The sequence below is a fragment of the Actinomycetospora sp. 2LY8.5 genome, from assembly GCF_057180585.1.
This window is the reverse complement of sequence record NZ_JBXUHE010000005.1, coordinates 162,495-179,973: the sequence shown is the minus strand read 5'-3', so window position 1 is coordinate 179,973 and position 17,479 is coordinate 162,495. Positions and strand designations below refer to the sequence as shown.

Annotated in this window: 18 protein-coding genes and 1 riboswitch; of the genes, 7 read left to right on the top strand and 11 right to left on the bottom strand. The window is 75.6% G+C overall.

Features of this window, described 5'->3' with window-relative positions:
- Positions 1-124, bottom strand: a riboswitch (cobalamin riboswitch).
- Positions 125-261: 137 nt separating this feature from the next.
- The 4 genes from AC2A1K_RS09290 to AC2A1K_RS09275 all read right to left on the bottom strand — a co-directional run bounded on the left by AC2A1K_RS09290 (position 262) and on the right by AC2A1K_RS09275 (position 4,217).
- Positions 262-888, bottom strand: coding sequence for a response regulator transcription factor (locus tag AC2A1K_RS09290; RefSeq protein WP_483896031.1), 627 nt, complete (start codon positions 886-888; stop codon positions 262-264).
- An 11-nt stretch (positions 889-899) separates the two neighbouring features.
- A complete protein-coding gene (locus tag AC2A1K_RS09285) occupies positions 900-1,847 on the bottom strand; it encodes an asparaginase (protein WP_483896030.1) in 948 nt (315 codons plus the stop codon).
- A gap of 35 nt (positions 1,848-1,882) precedes the next feature.
- A complete protein-coding gene (locus tag AC2A1K_RS09280) occupies positions 1,883-2,452 on the bottom strand; it encodes a cyclodeaminase/cyclohydrolase family protein (protein WP_483896029.1) in 570 nt (189 codons plus the stop codon).
- Between the two features lie 67 nt (positions 2,453-2,519).
- Positions 2,520-4,217, bottom strand: a complete 1,698-nt coding sequence (locus tag AC2A1K_RS09275; protein WP_483896028.1) for a formate--tetrahydrofolate ligase — start codon at positions 4,215-4,217, stop codon at positions 2,520-2,522.
- 156 nt (positions 4,218-4,373) lie between these two features.
- On the opposite strand from AC2A1K_RS09275, the gene AC2A1K_RS09270 reads away from it, so the two are divergent.
- A complete protein-coding gene (locus AC2A1K_RS09270; protein ID WP_483896027.1) occupies positions 4,374-5,159 on the top strand; it encodes a cutinase family protein in 786 nt (261 codons plus the stop codon).
- A 53-nt stretch (positions 5,160-5,212) separates the two neighbouring features.
- Entirely contained in the window at positions 5,213-6,160 is a 948-nt protein-coding gene (locus AC2A1K_RS09265) for an AEC family transporter (RefSeq protein ID WP_483896026.1), read from the top strand.
- A gap of 5 nt (positions 6,161-6,165) precedes the next feature.
- On the opposite strand, the gene AC2A1K_RS09260 is transcribed toward AC2A1K_RS09265, so the two are convergent.
- Complete coding sequence (locus tag AC2A1K_RS09260; protein ID WP_483896025.1) at positions 6,166-6,399, bottom strand: hypothetical protein; 234 nt, start codon at positions 6,397-6,399, stop codon at positions 6,166-6,168.
- 86 nt (positions 6,400-6,485) lie between these two features.
- Between AC2A1K_RS09260 and mobA the strand changes: the two genes are divergently transcribed.
- The 3 genes from mobA to AC2A1K_RS09245 are packed head-to-tail and all read left to right on the top strand — an operon-like array spanning position 6,486 to position 8,000.
- Positions 6,486-7,130: a molybdenum cofactor guanylyltransferase gene (gene mobA, locus AC2A1K_RS09255; protein WP_483896024.1), complete on the top strand. Its 645-nt coding sequence runs from the start codon at positions 6,486-6,488 to the stop codon at positions 7,128-7,130.
- Between the two features lie 10 nt (positions 7,131-7,140).
- A complete protein-coding gene (locus AC2A1K_RS09250; protein WP_483896023.1) occupies positions 7,141-7,566 on the top strand; it encodes a PPOX class F420-dependent oxidoreductase in 426 nt (141 codons plus the stop codon).
- Complete coding sequence (locus AC2A1K_RS09245; protein WP_483896022.1) at positions 7,563-8,000, top strand: cupin domain-containing protein; 438 nt, start codon at positions 7,563-7,565, stop codon at positions 7,998-8,000. The genes AC2A1K_RS09250 and AC2A1K_RS09245 overlap by 4 nt, the downstream gene beginning before the upstream one ends.
- On the opposite strand, the gene AC2A1K_RS09240 is transcribed toward AC2A1K_RS09245, so the two are convergent.
- Complete coding sequence (locus AC2A1K_RS09240; RefSeq protein WP_483896021.1) at positions 7,997-10,579, bottom strand: transglycosylase domain-containing protein; 2,583 nt, start codon at positions 10,577-10,579, stop codon at positions 7,997-7,999. The two genes, AC2A1K_RS09245 and AC2A1K_RS09240, sit on opposite strands and share 4 nt — an antisense overlap.
- A 7-nt stretch (positions 10,580-10,586) precedes the next feature.
- On the opposite strand from AC2A1K_RS09240, the gene AC2A1K_RS09235 reads away from it, so the two are divergent.
- Both AC2A1K_RS09235 and AC2A1K_RS09230 read left to right on the top strand, forming a co-directional pair.
- Positions 10,587-11,753, top strand: coding sequence for a hypothetical protein (locus tag AC2A1K_RS09235; RefSeq protein ID WP_483896020.1), 1,167 nt, complete (start codon positions 10,587-10,589; stop codon positions 11,751-11,753).
- Between the two features lie 509 nt (positions 11,754-12,262).
- Complete coding sequence (locus AC2A1K_RS09230; RefSeq protein ID WP_483896019.1) at positions 12,263-12,592, top strand: hypothetical protein; 330 nt, start codon at positions 12,263-12,265, stop codon at positions 12,590-12,592.
- Between the two features lie 7 nt (positions 12,593-12,599).
- On the opposite strand, the gene AC2A1K_RS09225 is transcribed toward AC2A1K_RS09230, so the two are convergent.
- The 5 genes from AC2A1K_RS09225 to AC2A1K_RS09205 form a co-directional block, all read right to left on the bottom strand.
- Positions 12,600-13,358, bottom strand: a complete 759-nt coding sequence (locus AC2A1K_RS09225; RefSeq protein WP_483896018.1) for an SDR family NAD(P)-dependent oxidoreductase — start codon at positions 13,356-13,358, stop codon at positions 12,600-12,602.
- 11 nt (positions 13,359-13,369) lie between these two features.
- Positions 13,370-14,380, bottom strand: a complete 1,011-nt coding sequence (locus AC2A1K_RS09220) for an acetamidase/formamidase family protein (protein ID WP_483896017.1) — start codon at positions 14,378-14,380, stop codon at positions 13,370-13,372.
- 20 nt (positions 14,381-14,400) lie between these two features.
- Positions 14,401-14,790, bottom strand: coding sequence for a hypothetical protein (locus AC2A1K_RS09215; RefSeq protein ID WP_483896016.1), 390 nt, complete (start codon positions 14,788-14,790; stop codon positions 14,401-14,403).
- Between the two features lie 125 nt (positions 14,791-14,915).
- Positions 14,916-16,739: a serine/threonine-protein kinase gene (locus AC2A1K_RS09210; protein WP_483896015.1), complete on the bottom strand. Its 1,824-nt coding sequence runs from the start codon at positions 16,737-16,739 to the stop codon at positions 14,916-14,918.
- Positions 16,740-16,809: 70 nt separating this feature from the next.
- Positions 16,810-17,460, bottom strand: a complete 651-nt coding sequence (locus AC2A1K_RS09205) for a DUF1707 SHOCT-like domain-containing protein (protein WP_483896014.1) — start codon at positions 17,458-17,460, stop codon at positions 16,810-16,812.
- Positions 17,461-17,479: the final 19 nt, after the last annotated feature.

Genomic DNA, 17,479 nt, shown 5'->3' with positions numbered 1-17,479 from the left:
AGTCTCCTGGCTCCCGGATCGCTACTCGCCCCGGCCTTCCCGCCGGCGTGTCCGGCAGTGGCGTGCGTGGGGTCCGCTCCCCGGTGACAGTGGCGGGACCGCGCCGGATTCGCACCGGCTTCCTCCGCGTCCGTCGACCGCGGCAAGTTCACCCCGCGGACAGGCTCGCGTCAACGCACCCGAGCGCTTCGAGCGCGTGGCGTTGCGGACACTCAATGACAGCGACGCCACGTCGCTGACACCCGGGCTCCGCCGTTCGGGTCAGCGCAGGAGGCCCTGGCGGAAGCCGCGGGCGACGGCGTCGGCGCGGTCGCCCGCTCCGAGCTTGCGGAACAGGCGCCGGGCGTGGGTCTTCACCGTGTCCTCGGCCAGCACGAGCTCCGCGGCGATCTCGGCGTTCGACAGGCCCTCGGTCATGCCGAGCAGGACGTCCATCTCGCGCTCGGAGAGATCGGACGTGCCCGCGCGGGCGCCGGGGAGCGCCGACGGGTCGGCGAGGTCGCCCGCGCGCAGGAAGCCGCGGGCCCCGAGACGCAGGGCGTAGGTGGCGCGCTCGTCCTCGGCGATCCCGCCCGGGTCGGGCGCGGGACGGTCACCGAGGGGATCCATGGCCCCGGCGGGGGGTTCCCCCACGACGAGCACCGGGGTCTCGGGGGTGTGGCGGCGCACCTGGCGGACCGCCTCCATCCACGCGCTGCCCTCGTCGGCACCGATGAGGACCACGTCGGGGGCCGCCCCGTCGGTGCCCTCCTCGCCGGTCCGGGTGAGGCGCACGACCAGGTCGGGGACGTTGTCGACGCACGGGAGGTCGTCGAACACCGACGAGAGATGGCCGACGAGGCGCTCCCTCGCGGGCGTGGCTCCGGCGAACACCAGGCACGATCCCATTCACGCCCTCCTCACCCCGATGAGTGCGCACACAATCGCACACGGTGAACGCCAATCGGGTGACCCCCTCCTCGGACGTGTGGCGCGGCGAGCTCGCGCAGCTCGGCGGGGGGAGCGATCCCGCGACGTTCCAGGATCTCGAGCAGGACCGGGCCGACCGCCCGGGCGCCGCCGTCCACGGTCGTGAGCGCCAGCGCCGCGCCGTCGGGGAGCACCGCGAGCAGGACCCCCTCCGCGCCGACCTTCGACAGCGCGCCGGGCAGCAGGGTCATCACTGCCGTGTCGAGACGGTCGGTGCCGCCGACCATCCCCGGGTGGGCGCGCATGGCGGCGGCGACCGGGTGGTCGGTGAGCCTCTGCCCGAGGCGCGCCACTGCCACCAGGTCCATGGCGAACGCGGGCGCGCCGCACCCGTCGACGGTGACGCCGTGGACGGGGCCCGCGAGACGCTCGAGGGTCGCGCGCACGTGACGCTGGAGCGGGTGGTCCGGGTCGAGGTAGCGCGCCTCCGGCCACTCCTGCGCCCGGCAGGCCGCGAGCATCGCCGCGTGCTTGCCCGAGCAGTTCATCGCGAGGCGGTCGGGCTCGCGGGTGCCCCAGGCGCGGTCGGCGGCGAGGCCGAGAGGGCGCCCGGGCGGGCAGCCCAACGCGTCCGCGCCGAGCCCGAGGCGGGCGAGCATCCCGGCGGCGACGGCGAGGTGCTCGGGCTCGCCGGAGTGCGAGCCGGCGGCGAGGGCGAGCTCACGGTCGTCGAGGTCGGCACCGAGCTCGAGGCACGCGGCGGCCTGGGCGGGCTTGAGCGCCGAGCGCGCGAGCATCGGGGCGTCCACGGGGCCCGCGCGCAGACCGATGCTCCCGTCCGGCTCGAGGACGACGAGCGACACCCGGTGTTCGGACTCGACCATGTCGCCACGGGTGACCTCGACGACCCACGGGAGAGGCAGAAACGGGGGGAGCATGCCGATCGGGGAGCTCGAGCCCTCGGGTTGCGCGCTCACACCAGACGCTCGGCCAGCGTGCGCGCGTGCCCGGCCCGTTCCTCGACGTGTTCGACGCGCGGGTCGGCGAGCTCACCCCCCTCGATCATCTGGCCGTCGGCGATGTTGGTGCCCACCAGCATCGCCGCGGACTCGGCGGCCGCGGCGGCGAGGAAGGCCGCGGTCACCGCGTCGCCGGTGAGCGCGTCCGGGCCCTCCTCGGCGAGCAGGGCGGCGAGCTCGGCGACGCGCACGGCGAGGGTGACGACGTCCGCGGGCACCTGGACGATCGCCTCCGCCGCGGCCGGCCCGCCTCCGGGCTTGTGCCGCGCCTCGAGGAACCCGGCGTAGGCCTCGACGTCGTCGTCGGCGAGGCGCAGGGCCTTCGTGCGCAGGCCGTCGAGCTCCTCGGCCAGGTCCTGTGTGACGGCCCCGCGGTCGGCGGCGGCCTTGGCGACCTTGGTGGCGAGGCCCGCGGCGAGCGACACCGTCACCGCGGCCGTCGACCCCGCGGCGGGCCCGGGCCCCCGGCCCGCCAGGACCTCCCCGAACCGCGCGAGCCCCAGCTGCCCCAGCGGCCGGCTCACAACCGGCTCCCTCGTGAGCACTTTCCGGGCCTATGGGCCCGGAAAGTGCTCACGTACCGCTGGGACGTCAGAAGAGCCCCACGATCGTGCCGTCGGGCTTCACGTCGATGTGGTGGGCGGCCGGGTTCTTGCCCAGGCCCGGCATCGTCCGCATGTCGCCGCAGATCGGGTAGATGAACCCGGCGCCGACCGACGCGCGGACCTCGCGGACCGGCATGCGCCAGCCCGTCGGGGCGCCGAGCAGCTTCGGGTCCGACGAGATCGACAGGTGGGTCTTCGCGATGCACACCGGGAGATTCCCGAAGCCGTTGCGCTCGTAGAGGTCGATCGAGGTGTTCGCCGCCGGCGCGTAGTCGACGCCGTCGGCGCCGTAGACCTTGGTCGCGACCGTCTCGATCTTCTCGCGCAGCGGGGCGTCGTCGGGGTAGAGCAGCTGGAAGCGGCTCTCCTCGTTCGCGGCCTCCGCGACGGCCTCGGCGAGCTCCGCCGCGCCGCGCCCGCCGTCGGCGAAGTGCGTCGACACCGCGGCCCGCGCGCCCAGCGACTCGGCGATCTCGCGGATGGCCTGGTGCTCGGAGGGATGGTCGGTCGGGAACGCGTTGATGCAGACCACCGGCGAGACGCCGTGCAGGCGCATGTTCTCGATCTGCTTGCGCAGGTTGGCGCCGCCGGCGTGCACCTCCTCGGGGTTCTCCTCGAGCAGCGCGGGCGGCAGGTCCTTGCCGGCGACGATCTTGTGGTTGCCGGAGTGGGCCTTGAGCGCCCGGACGGTGGCGACGACGACCGCGGCGTCCGGCGTCATCCCCGAGGCGCGGCACTTGATGTTGAAGAAGCGCTCGGCGCCCATGTCGGCGCCGAAGCCGGCCTCGGTGACGAGGAAGTCGCCGCCGTGGATGCCGATGCGGTCGGCGACGATCGACGAGTTGCCGTGCGCGATGTTGCCGAACGGGCCGGCGTGCACGAGCACCGGCGTGTTCTCCAGCGTCTGCATGAGGTTCGGCTTGAGTGCGTCGCGCATGAGCGCGGCCATCGAGCCGGCGCCGTGGATGTCCTCGGCGGTGACGGCGTCGCCGTCGGAGGTGTAGCCGACGACGATCCGGCCGAGGCGCTGGCGCAGCTCGCCGAGGTCGTTGGACAGCGCGAGCACGGCCATCACCTCGGACGCCGAGGTGATGTCGAAGCCGGATTCGCGCGGCACGCCGTCCATGCGCCCGCCGAGGCCGGTGACGACGTTGCGCAGCGCGCGCTCGTTGACGTCGAGCACCCGGCGCCAGGTGACGCGGTACGGGTCGAGGCCCGCCTGGTTGCCCTGGTAGAGGTGGTTGTCGAGCACCGCGGAGAGCATGTTGTGGGCGCTCGTGACCGCGTGGAAGTCGCCGGTGAGGTGGAGGTTGAACTTCTCCATCGGCACGACCTGCGAGTAGCCGCCGCCTGCCGCGCCGCCCTTGATGCCGAACGTCGGGCCCATGCTCGGCTGGCGGATCGCGACGACGCCGCGCTTGCCGATGTGCGAGAAGGCCTGGCCGAGCCCCACCGTCGTGGTCGTCTTGCCCTCGCCCAGCGGGGTCGGGGTGATCGCGGTGACGACGACGTACTTGGCCCGCGGGCGGTCCTTCATCGCCTCGATCGCGTCGAGCTCGATCTTGGCGACGTCGGTGCCGTGCCGCTCCAGGAACTCGGGCGGCAGGTCCATCTGCGCTGCCACGTCGTCCATGGGCTTCAGCGCCGCCGCCTGGGCGATGTCGAGGTCCGACGGGATGCTCACGCGAGTTCTCCTGATCTCGGGCCCTGCCACCCCGGTGCCGGCAGCGCCGCCGGGGGACTCCTGACGGGGCACGCTCGCAGAACCGGGCCGTTCTGTCAGCCCGAGGTGTCACGGTTCGTGGTGGTCCGGGAGGCGGATCTCCGCCACGATGACCGTGTGGCGGGCGGGGTGGTGCGGCGGGCTCTGCTCGTCGTCGTGTTCCTGCTCGGCGCCGGTCTCGCCACGGCACCCGCGGCGACGGCCGCGCCGGCCTGCCCGCCGGTCGTCCTCTTCGCGGTGCCGGGCACGGGCGAGACCTCCGAGGCCGCGGACCCCGCCGCGTCGATCGGGCTGCTCGCGGGTCTCACCGACCCGCTGGCCGACCGCTGGGGCGACGACCTGGCGGTGCGCTACGTCCCCTACCCCGCGACGGTGGACCGTCCCTTCTACTTCACCAGCGAGGGCCGCGGCGCCGAGCGCCTCGCCCGGGACGCGGGTGACGCCGCCGCCCGCTGCCCGGACACCACGATCCTGCTGCTCGGCTACAGCCAGGGCGGCGACGTGGTCTCCGACGTCGTGCACCGCGCCGCCAACGGCACCGTCGACCTGCCCCCCGAGCGGATCCGCGGCGCGATCATGCTCGGCAGCCCCCGGCGCGACCCGCGGGCGCCGAACCTCCTCGACACCCCGGGCCACGGCGTGCTCGGGCCCCGCCCGACCCGCGAGCTCGCGGACTACGACGGACGGGTCTACGAGGTGTGCGCACCCGGCGACCCGATCTGCGCCACCGAGAACCTCGACGTCACCGTCTTCCGCGAGGGCTGGTCGTCCGGGGCGCACCGCAGCTACCCCGACGTGCCCGTCGGACCGGCCGGCACACCGCTGTTCACGGTGCTGGAGCGGGCCGTCGACACCGTCGTGGCACGGGCCACGATGCCCCGCGCTGCGGCCGCGAGCGGCTGAGCACGCTCGTACGCTCGCCCCGGTGAGGCAGCCGGGAGGGTGGACGACGCATCGTGGGTGAGCTGCTCAGCCGCATCCTCCCCGTCTTCGCCGTGATCGCCGCCGGGGCCGTGGCGGGGCGCTTCGAGCGCTTCGGCGAGCGCACCGCGACGGTGCTCAACGACCTCGTCTACTGGATCGCCCTGCCCGCCCTGATCTTCATCTCGGTGGCCGGGGCGGACCTGTCCGCCGGCGTGCCGGGCTCGGCGCTGCTCGCCTCGGCGGCCGTGGTGGTCGTCGCCTACGCCCTCGGCTGGGCCGCGGCCCGACTCGTGCGGCGGCCGCGGCGCGAGGCGCACGCCGTCGGCCTCGTCGCGGGCTGGGGCAACGTCGGCTACCTCGGCATCCCGCTGACGGTCGCCGTGCTCGGCCCCGCGACGGCGTTCGCGGCGTCGCTGACCTCGACGCTGCACACCGCGCTCGCGATCTCGGTGTTCCTCGTCGCCGTGACGCTCGACGGCCGCGGCCGCGGGGAGGACGGGGCGGTCGCCCTGCCCGCGTTGCTCGCCCGCCGGGTGCTGGGCAATCCGGTGGTCCTCGGCATCGTCGCCGGTGGGGCCGTCGCGCTGCTCGGCGTGCGCCTGCCGGCGCCGGTGGTGACGACGATCGCGATGCTCGGCGACCTCGCGGCACCCGGCGGCCTCTTCGCGCTCGGCATCCTGCTGCGCGGCGCCGTCGGGTCGCTACGGGAGTCGCGGGCTCAGTGGGTGCCCATCGGCGCCGCGGTCGCGATCAAGCTGCTCGTCATGCCGGCGCTCGCGCTCGGGGCCGTGGTGCTGTTCGACGTCCCCGCGCCGTGGGGTGCGGTGCTGGTGATGATGGCGGCGCTGCCCGACGCCGCGACGGTGTTCGTGCTCACCGCGCAGTACCGGGCCTGGTACCGCGAGAGCACCGCGGTGGTGGTGATCACCACGGTGCTCTCGCTGGTGACGTTGCCGCTGATCGTGCTGGTGCTCCCGTGAGCGGCTCAGGTGTCGCCGCGGAAGGCGCGGCGGCGCTGCTCGTGCGTGCGGGCCCGCCCCATGCGAGCGACCCGCGCACGCTCGTCGTCGGTGGCCCCACCGTCCGCGACCCTGCGCTCGGCCGCGGCCATCGCGCGGTCGACCGCCGCCTCGTCGGCGTCGGCCGGCGTCGGCGCCACCCAGCCGCGGTGCGCGTCCTCCGGCTCGTTCGAGCGGCGCTCGTCGACACTGCCGTTCATCGTGCACACCTCCGGTCGCACGTCGTCGTGTCCCCGATCGGGTCCCCCGGGACCACGGGTCGCAACCGGTCACGTGGATCACCCTCGTGAGCGGCGTCGCCGGGATCGTGCTGGCCGGGGGGCGCTCCCGGCGGATGGGCACGGACAAGGCCGAGCTGCGGCTCGATGGGGCGTCGTTGCTCGCGCACGTCCTCGACGCGCTCGCCGACGCCGTCGACGGCCCGCTGGTGGTCGTCACCGCGGCCGACACGCCCCGGGAGCTGCCCGCCGCCCCCTGGCGGTCGCGGGCCGCGGTGGTGCAGGACCCCGTGGCCGGCCGCGGGCCGCTGCAGGGCCTGGCGACCGGCCTGGCGGCGGTGTCCGAGGCGACGACCGCCTTCGTCGCCGCCGTCGACCTGCCCCGCCTGCACCCCGAGCTCGTGCGGGCCGTCCTCGTCCACCGTGTCGCGCCGGTGGAGGTCGCGCTGCCGGTGCTCGACGGGCACCGCCAGCACCTGCTCGCCGCCTACGCCACCGACCTCGCCGCCCGCGCGGACGACCTGCTCGACCAGGGCGAGCGCAGCCTCGGCGCCCTGATCGCCGCCAGCCGCGTGCGCGAGCTCGACGCGGCCACGCTGCTCGCCGACCCCCGCCTCGCCGCCCGCGACCCGGAGCTGGTCGGTGCCCGGGGCGTCAACACGCCCGAGGAGTGGGACCGCGCGCGTCGGGAGGGGCCCGCGCGACCGACCTAGGCTCGGGCCCATGGCCGACCTCAGCGATCCCGACGTCCTCGCTTTCCTCTCCCACGGCACCCGCACCGGCAAGATCGGCTGGACCGCGCAGGACGGTCGCCCGCTGGTGGCGCCGATCTGGTTCCTCGTCGAGGACGGCGCGATCGTGTTCAACACCGGCGCCGACAGCGCCAAGGGGCGCGCGTTCGCCCGCGACCCGCGCGCCGTGCTCTGCGTCGACCTCGAGGAGCCGCCCTACGCGTTCGTGCAGGTCCAGGGGTCGGTGACGCTCTCGGAGGACCCCGCCGAGCTCGAGCGCACCGCCACCGAGCTCGGCGCGCGCTACATGGGCGCGGACCGCGCCGAGGAGTTCGGCGCCCGCAACGGCGTCCCGGGCGAGCTCGTCGTGCGCCTGCACCCGGCCAAGGTGATCGCGGCGTTGGACATGATCGCATGACGCCCCCGCTCGCCCGCGTGCTCGACCTCGCGCCCCACCCCGAAGGCGGCTGGTTCCGCCGCACGTGGACCGCGGGACCGACGCTGCACCCCGCCGGCTACCCGGGGCCGCGGGCGAGCGCCACCGCCATCCTCTACGTGCTGGCGCCCGGCGAGGAGTCGCGCTGGCACCGGGTCCGCTCCGACGAGCTGTGGTGCTGGCACCGGGGCCCGGCGCTGTCGCTGTGGCTCGGCGGCGACGGCGAGGCACCCGACGACGGCGTGGCGCAGGAGATCGTCCTCGGCGACCGCCTCGAGGAGGGGCACGCCGCCCAGGGCCTCGTGCCCGGCGGGGTGTGGCAGCGCGCCGCTCCCGCCCCGGACGCGACCGCCGAGGTGCTCGTGACCTGCGTCGTCAGCCCGGGCTTCGACGACGCCGACTTCTCGCTCGCCTAATTCTCCGGGTCGGCGCCGGCCGGGTCGTCCCCGGCGGCACCCTCTCCCTCGGGAGCCGCCGCGGCGGCGGCGGGGTCGCCGGCGGGCGGGTCGGCCCCGCCCGGCGGCGCGTCCTCGCCCTCCTGGGTGGGGGGCTCCTCCGCCGGCGGCGTGGTGGTCGTGGGCGCGGCCGACGACCGGGGCGCCGAGGTGCTCGACGGCGTCGGCGACGAGGACTCGGACCCGGCCGTGTCGCCCGGGTCGGTGCCGGCGACGGGGGTGAACGCGCCGAAGGTCTGCTTCGGGGTGTCCTCGAGCGCGTCGTCCATGAAGGCCTTCCAGATCTCGCTGGGCAGCCCGTGCCCGTACACCGGGCGTCCGTCCGAGGTCTTGATCGGTGAGTTGTCGTCGGTGCCGACCCACACGACCGTGGACGCCGACGGGGTGTAGCCGGCGAACCAGGCGTCGTTGTTCTGGCTCTCCACGTGCGACTGCACGGTGCCGGTCTTCCCGGCCGACTGTCGCCCGCCCTGCAGCGAGACCCCGTCGTACTCGGGGACGTCGCGCATCGCCTCGGTGACGTTGCGGGCCACCCGCGGGTCGATGCGCTGCTCGCCCTCGGTGGTCGCGTCGTCGTAGAGGACCTCGCCGCTGGCCGTCGTGACGCGCTGCACGAGGTGCGGACGGTGGTAGACGCCCTCGTTGGAGAACGTCGCGTACGCCGACGCGAGGTCGACGGCGCTCGTCTCCTGATTGCCGAGCGAGATGCCGCTGTTCGGGTCGTTCATCGGCTGCGAGACGCCGGCCTGCCGGGCCGCGGCGGCCACGGCCTGGGGGCCGACGCGGTTGCCCAGCGCGGTGAACACGACGTTGTTCGACAGCGTCATGGCGCGCTTGAGGCTGCAGTTGTCGCAGTCGGCGCCGTCGACGTTGCGGACGGTCTGCCCGGGGATCGCGCGACCGTCGAACTCGGTCGAGATACCGATCGGCGGGTCCTGCTGGAGCGCCGCGAGCAGGACGAACGGCTTGAACGTCGAGCCCGCCTGCTTCTCGACCCGGGCGTAGTCCAGACCCGAGCCGTTGGCGCCGCCGTAGTAGGCGAGGATCGCGCCGGTGCGCGGGTCGATCGACACGGTCGCGCTGCGCAGGTTGTCCGGCTGGCCCTGCATCTTGCGCCTGCTCGCCTCGACGGCCTCGCGCTGGGACTCCGGGTTGATCGTCGTCTGGATCTGCAGCCCCTGGGTGACCAGCGCGTCCTGGTCGATCCCGAGGCTGCGCAGCTCGTCGCGGACGGCGCTGTAGATGTGGCCGCGGTCGTCGTCGGGCACGCCCCCGGTGACGCGCCGCGGGGGCACGGTCGCCGGGAACTGGGCGGCCGCGCGCTCCGGGGCGGACAGCCAGTTCTGGGCGACCATCCCGTCCATGACGTAGTTCCAGCGACGCACCGCGTCGTCGGGGTTCTGCGCGGGGTCCCACTTCGACGGCGCCTGGATGACGCCGGCGAGCAGGGCGCCGTCCGCCGGCGTCAGCGTCTCCACCGGTCGGTTGAAGTAGGCCTGGGAGGCCGCCTGGATCCCGTAGGCGCCGCGGCCGAAGTAGATGCTGTTCAGGTAGTCGGCGAGGATCTCGTCCTTCGAGCGCTCCTGTGAGATCTTCAAGGAGATGATGAGCTCCTTGTACTTGCGCATCAGCGAGTACTCGTCGCCCACCATCGCGTTCTTGACGTACTGCTGCGTGATCGTCGAACCGCCGCCGGACCCGCCGGTCAGGTTCTTCCACACGGCGCGGCCGAAGCCGACGACGTCGAAACCGCTGTTGGAGTAGAAGGAACGGTCCTCCGCGGACAGCACCGCGAACCGCACGGCCGGCGGGACCTGCTCGAGGCCGACCTTCTGCCGGTTGCCCTGCTCGCCCGGGGCGATCCGCGCGAGCACCGTGCCGTCGGAGAACGACACCGTGTTGAGCTGGCTCTCCACCGCGTCGTCGGCGTTGGGCACCGGGATGAACAGGAAGCCGACGACCATCGCGAGCACCGGCGCGGCGACCATCGCGCCGACGGCCGCGTAGGCGGTGCGGCGCAGACGGCGCCAGCGCAGCGTCGCGGGCGCGAGCTTCTCGGGGTGCGGGCCGTCGAGGTAGAGCACGACCCGCGAGCGCACGCGGCGGCCGAACGCCACCAGCCGCTCGCCGCCGGGCAGCCCGACGACGCGCGCCGCGACGATGCTGAGGACGGCCGCGATCGCGGTGGCGATCCGCCCGCGCGGCACACGGGGGGTGTCGGTGTCCCTGCTCTCCCTGGCGTCCTCGGCGCCCTTGGTGCGGCCCGGTGAGCGGTACGCGGTCGTGCGCGTGCTCGTCGTGCGGGGCTTGCCCGTACGGGAGCGGGTCGTCGTGCGAGGAGCGGCGCGGCGCGTGGCGGTGCGGGCGGCACCGGTCCGGGTGTCCCGGGTCGTGTCCCGGGGCTCGTCCTCGCGGTCCTCGTCGACCTCGTCCAGCTCGTCGGCCGGGTCGTCGGCCGGGTTCTTCTCGCCGTCGCGGCGGTCCGTCGGCAGCGGCCCGGAGCCCGGGCCGCGGGGCGACGGCGCGTCGACGACCGGCATCGCGGCGGTGCCGGTCGGGCTCGAGCGACGGGAGGGCGTCCCGTCGGAGCCCGACTGCCGGGTCTTCGGGTCGTCCGGGTCCGGCGCGTCCGCCCCGGACGAGCGGCGCGGCGCGGCAGGCACGGCGGGCGCGGCCGCCGCGGACGTGACGGCCGCTCCGGTCGTGGCCGGGCGGCCGGGCGCGTTCGGGATGCCCTGCGGCGGGCGACCGGGTGGCGGGGCGGCGGGCCGGGCGGGCGCGCCGGCGGACGCGGGACCGGCCGGGGCCGCAGGGCCGGCGCCGCGCGGGCCGGGCGGAACCGGGGCGGCGGGCGCGCCCCGGCCGGCGGCCGGCCTCCCCGGGGCGGGGGCGGAGGGCGCTCCTCCGCGCGAGCCTGCCGGGCCTGCGGGCGGCGACGGCCGGTCGGTGGGTGCCGCGGGCGGGGGCGTCGGCCGGGCAGACGGCGTGTTCGACGGCGTGCTCGACGGCGTGCTCGACGGCGTGCTCGACGGCGGGGGTGTCGGGCGCGCGGCGGGGGCCGACGGAGGGCGGGGCCCGGAGGGCCGGGCAGGCGCACCCGGGGCGCCGGGCGCAGCGGGCCCAGCGGGCCCGGCCGGAGGCGGGGAGCCGGCGGGCGCGGCTGGAGGCGGGGAGCCGGCGGGCGCGGCCCGAGGAGGCGGCGGCCCGCCGGGAGGCGCGGCGAGCCCGGTCGGAGCCGAGCCGGTCGGGGCCGAGCCGTTCGGGGCCGAGCCGTTCGGGGCCGGGGTCGGCGCCGCCGGGCCGGCCGGGGCGCCGTTCGGGCGAGCGGCGGGCGGCGCGGGGCGACCACCGGGGCGGGCCGGGGCCGCCGGTGCCGCCGGCGGGCTCGCGGCGCCGGCGGGAGGCCCGGCCGGACGGGCGGGCTCGGGTCCCGAGGGCGGCGCCGGCCGCGCGGGCTCGGAGCGGGCGGGCTTCATGTCCGGGCGGTCGTTGCGCCGGGTTTCGGGGCGCGCGGCGACGGCGGTGCCCGTGGCGACCCCCGAGGAGCCCGAGGCGCCCCCCGAGGAGCCCGAGGCGCCCCCCGAGGAGCCCGTGGAGCCCGCATTCGTGCTCGTCGCGGAGCGGAAGGACCCGGTGGAGAACGCGGACGGGAAGCCGACCGGCGGCGAGGCCGGCGCGGGCGCCGAGGTGATGCGCGCGCTCACGTCGCCGTAGTCGCTGTCGAGGTGCCGCCGGTCGGACCGGTCGCGATCCTCGCCGGCGTGTGCCCCCCGGGCCGGGGCGCGGGTGCCCCGGTCGCCCTCGTCGGCGGGGTCGACGTCGACAGCGCGACGCCGTCCCGACGAGCGAGCATGCGTGCCCGCCACCGAGCAACCACCTCCCCGTGTCGCTCGCAGTCACAGCCTGTGGTCACGACCCCGCCGGAGCGTCGACGGCGATCGTCGGGCCCGACGGAGACCTTCGGACCCGCACGAAGGCAACGCGTCGGTGACGCCCAGGTCGCGCTCCGGACGGGGTCCCGTCCATGACCGGCGCGCCCGATGCGGTGAGTGGTGGCGCGATGTCACTCTGTCGTGATCCCGGTCCCGCTGGTCCCGGACCGATGCGCTCAGTGGTGAAGACGATCACCGAGCGCGAGCGACCGGGCCCGCGAGGGCGCTAACGACACCGCGGTCCCGACCGATGACCAGGGCGAGGATGCCCGGCGAGAGGACACACGAGCCATGGACGGCCATCAGGACCCGCGGGTTCCGGCGCCCCGCGACGGTGAGCGGGCGGACGTCCGTGCCGGCGGGGACCCGTGGAGCCCGACGGTCCCGTTCCCGCGCGTCGCGCCGGCCGTCGAGCGGCTGCCCGTGCCCGCCCCCTCGACCGCGCTCGTCCCCGTGCCCCGGCGCTCCACGGCCCTCGTCACGGCCGCCGTCGTACCCGCCACGGAGCAGCCCGGCTTCCTCCGCACCTGCGCGCGGGCCGTCGCCCGGATCGTGCACCTCACCGTCGACGGCGTCCGATCGCTCGTCGCCCTGCTCGCCGCCGCCCCGGCGTCCCGCTGACACGGCGCTACAGCTGCACCCCGCGCGTCAGCGCCCCGTCGACCAGCAGGTTCGTCCCGCTGATGAACGTCGCCGCCGGGCTCGCGAGGAAGACCACGGCCCGCGCGATCTCCTCCGGCTTCGCCATGCGCCCGGTCGGGTTGAGGCCGAGCGCGTGGGCGTACAGCTCGGGGTTGTTCTCCTCGATCGACTCCCACACCCCGCCCGCGAAGTAGACGTTGCCCGGGGACACGGTGTTGGCGCGCACCCGTCCCGCGAGCTGGTGGGCCAGGCCCTGGGTGTAGTGGACGATCGCGCCCTTGAACGTCCCGTACGGGCCCGCCGCGAAGTCGATCTCCCGGCCGGACACGCTCGAGATCGTCACGATCGCGCCGGCGTCGCCGGCCTCGAGCGACGGCAGCGCCGCCTCGACGAGGCGCACGGTGCCGAGCATGTCGGTGGTGAAGCTCGCCGCCCAGTTCTCCTCGGACGACGGGATCGCGAGCGCCGAGACGTTGGCGACGACCGCGTCGATGCCGCCGTGCGCCGACGCGCTCGCCCGCACCCAGGTCGCCAGCGCGTCCCCGTCGGCGATGTCCACCGCCGTGCCGTGGACGTCGTGGCCGGCGTCGCGCAGCTCCTTCTCGGCCTCGCGGACACCGTCGGCGGACCGCGCACAGAAGGCGACCGTCGCGCCCTCGGCGGCCAGTCCCTCGACGATCGCGCGTCCGATGCCGCGGCTGCCGCCGGTGACGAGGGCGGTCCGGCCGGTGAGCTGGAGGTCCATGGCGACTCCTGTCAGGTCAAGGACGTGGCGCGGGCACGCAGATCCGCGTGCAGCCCGTCGAGGGGCCGCAGTCCGGGCACCAGCGTCTTGGACACCTTCGTCACCGCGCTGTAGTTGGTGTCGACGACGTTGGCCAGCGGGGCCAGCGAGGTCTGGGTGAGCAGCTGGTAGGCGTCGAGCCGGTCGAGGCCGAGCAGCTCGGCGAGCCAGGTGATCATCTCGACCTGGCCGATCCGCCACGCGTCCTCGAGCGGCCGTGACGAGCCGACGACGAGGATCTCGCCGTCGTTCTCGAGCCGGGGCCACAGCGGCGCCGTCGCCTGCGAGGCCTTGACCAGGTCGACGATCAGCGTCACGTCCATGGCGCCCTCGACGGCAGTGCCGCAGGACTCGCCCTCACCCTGGCGGTAGTGCCCGTCGCCCACCGAGAAGATCGCGCCGGGCGTGTTGACCGGCAGGTAGCAGGTGGCGCCGGCCCGCATCTCCGGGGTGTCCATGTTGCCGCCGAAGGCGTCCGGCGTGAGCGACGAGCGCACCTCCCCCAGCGCCGGCGCGACCCCGACCGTGCCCAGCATCGGTGCGAGCGGCAGGTCGATCGAGAGATCGGCGCGCTGGGCGACGAAGGTGACGGTCTGCCGGGCGCGGTCGACCTCGTAGATCCAGGTCCGCTCCGCCAGCGGGTCGTTGAGCAGGGCCGTGCGGTCGGTGCCGGTGAGGCCGCCGAAGAACGGCACGAGCGTCGAGGCGCCCCAGTCCCGCGCCGGGGTGAGGTCGACGAGGTGCAGGACGAGCGTGTCGCCGGGCTCGGCGCCGCGGACCGCGAACGGACCGGTCTGGGGGTTGAGGAAGCCCATCCGCAGGTTCGCGCTCGCGTGGTCGGAGGTCGAGCGGATGGTGCCGCCGAACGCGTCGTCGCACCACAGCCGCAGCACGGTGCCCGGCTCGACCTCACGGACCGGGGCGACGCCGCCGAACGTGTAGGCGTACTGCGACGGTTCGGGGTGGAACTCGACGACGTCCATGAACCTCCCGGCCCGCGACCCTAGTAGCGGTCGGTGCCCGTCAGGGCGTGCTCGAGCTGGTCGGCGATGCGGGTGACCAGCCGGAACGGGCCGTCGAACTCGGCGAAGGAGAGGTCCTCGAGCGGGGTGGCGTGGCGGAACACCGCGACACCGCCCACCGCGGCCGCACCGCCGACCACGGCGTCCTCGGCGAGCTCGAGCAGCCGGCGCGCGTCGATCTCGTCCAGACGACCGATCGGCGACTCGATCTGCAGCCAGTCGTGCCCGTCGACGACGCCCTTGTGGTGCACGTACACCAGCTGGGTGCGGTCCTCCGACGTGGGCAGCCGGAACGTCAGGCTCTGCTGGTCCTGCGCCATCACCTCGTACCGGACCCGGACCCACAGCACGAGGTCGTCCCACGACGCCACCGACCACTCACCGTCCTCACGAGGGCTCGACGTCCCGTTGTCGGGGCGCCCCGGACGGCGCGCCGCCGGGCGGAGCGACCGAACCGTAGCAGCGCGCTTGTGGCGCCCCGGTTCGCCGCGCTCGATCATCGGACACCCCCGCCGACCAGGCGGTCCCAGCCGGTCGGGCCGGCGACCGCGGTGGCGCCGCTGCGGTCGAGCAGGCGCAGGAGGGCGGCGCCGTCGCGGGGGCGGTCGCCGACCTCCTGGGCGGTCGCGCGGCGCAGCACCGGCACCAGGCGGGGCGAGAGCCGGTGGACGGCGGCGAAGGCCTCGGGGCCGGGACCGTCGAGGATCCGGCGGGCGATGTCCAGGATGTTGTCCCCGTCGAAGAGATGGTCGCCGCGCGCGGCGAAGACGACACAGCAGGCCCAGGCCCAGACGTCCGTGGCCGGGCCGGCGCGGTTGCCGGTGACCTGCTCGGGCGCCATGTAACCGGGTGTGCCGACCATGTTCCCGGCCGGGGTGTGGTGGGTCTGCCCGACGACGCGGGCGATGCCGAAGTCGACGACCTTGGGCCCGGCCGAGGTCAGCAGCACGTTGCCCGGCTTGAGGTCCCGGTGGGTGATCCCGTCGGCGTGCAGGGCCGCGAGCGCCCGGGCCAGCGCGATCGCGGTGCGCGTGAGCATCTCGCCGTCGGTGACCGCGCCCGAGGCGGCCACGAAGGCGTGCAGCGACGGGCCGTCGAGGCGCTCCATGACGATGTAGGGCATCGAGCCGTCGAAGCCGACGCTGTAGACGCGCGCGGTGTAGTCGCCGGTGACCTTCTGCAGCGTCTGGCCCTCACGCAGGAAGCGGGTGCGGGCGTCGACGTCGTCGAGCAGGTGCGGGGCGAGCACCTTGATGGCGACCACGCCGTGGGTGCCGGCGCGGTGCCCCAGGTAGACGGTGCCCATGCCGCCGGAGCCGAGGCGGCCGGTGAGTGTGTACTCGCCGACCGAGCGCGGGTCGTGCGGGGTGAGCGGCTGCTCGGGCGCGGCCATGTCGACCAGGCGCGTCGACGGGCCGACCGCCGGGGGCGGGGGCGGCGCCGGGCGCGAGGGCACCGAGCGCCCGACGCGGGGCGCCGGGGCCGCGGGGACCGAGGGCGAGGCCGCCGGCGCCGCGAGCGCCGGCTGGTCGTCCTTCTGGTCGTCCTTCTGGTCGTCCTTGTTGCGGCGGGCACGCAGCAGGCGGCGCTCCTTGACCGCGGGCAGGCGCGCGGCGCGCAGCGCCTCGGGCACCACCGGCGCCTCGCGGCACGCGCGCGGTCGCTGGATGCGGGTGACGACGCCGTGCGCGAGCAGGAAGAGCGCCGCGCCCAGCCCGACGCCCGGCACGGCCAGCGAACCGCCCGCGAGCACGAGCGCGAGGGCCAGGACCAGGCCGAGCATCACGGTCGCCCTGCCCCGGCTCGTCGGCCACGGACGCGTCACCGGCATCGCCCGGCGCCGCTCGAGGTCCAGACCCCCGACGTAGAGGCCGGCGGCCGCGAGGCACAGCACCGCGAGCACCACGAGACCGACGACGGTGATCGTGGGGCCGGACGCCGTCGGCGCCGGCAGCCCGACGTCCTCCAACCGCGCGACGATCCCGCGGATCGCGAGCCGGCGGCCCGCGCCGAGCTCGTCGGCGACCAGCGAGACGGTGAGTGCCCCGACCGCCGCCGTGACCACGACGGTGAGCACCGTCAGCCCGAGCGCGCGGGGCACGGGCAGGTCGGCGGCGCGGTGGAGGTGACGACGGGCGCGGCGGCGCTCGGCACCGGTCAGGCGGGCGACGCGGTCGGTGACGACGCGGTCGACGAGCATCGCGGTGCGTCGCTGGCGGGCGGCACAACGGTGCAGCGGAGCCATCGCGAGGGCCGTCAGGACGCCCGCGACCACCACGACGAGGACGGGCATGCCCGGGCCCAGCTCCGCCAGCCCCACCAGTCCGCCTCCCTCCACCGCAGCCGGATCCCGACACCGGCGCCTTCCGCGACCGTACCGGGGTCCCCGATCAGTCCCGGTTGCCTCGTCCCGGCGCGCCGTCACCCTCACGCGTCACGGTGGTTTTCCTGCGCCCCGGGCGCCACCGCGGTTTGCGGGGGTGACGCAAGACGACGTCGCCCAGGCTGTGCCGGCCGCGCACCACCACGTGCGGGACGCCGCGCTCGCGCCGGTGCCGGATGTCGTCGCGGACCTTCCCGGCCGAGATCCGGAGGTCGTCGACATCGGCGGTGGCGTGATCGGGCAGCAGGAGCAGCGGCGAGCACATCCCCGTCGCGAGCTCCACGGCGACCACCGGCGTCGTGAACTCGGCCCCGCTGAAGTCGAGCGTCACCCCGCCGACCCAGCTGTGGACCCGGACGAGAGGCGGCACCCGCCAGTACCCCCGGCGGCTGATCGCGCCGCCGACGCCGGCCTGCAGGTCGAGGACGTCGACCGACCGGGAGGCGTGCAGGTCCGCGCCGGGCAGGTCGTCGAGCAGGCCCTCGAGGTCGCGCCGAACGCGCGCCGCGAGCGCCGCCGCGGAACGGTCGCTGTACTCGCCGGGCGTGATCTGCCCGGCCACCATCGCGCGCGCGAGGAACTGCTGGACCTGCTCGCGCTCCACGTCCGAGACACGCAGCGCCGCGGGATCACCGGGCTCCGGGCTCGCGGACGTCACACCCGTGATGATAGGGCGC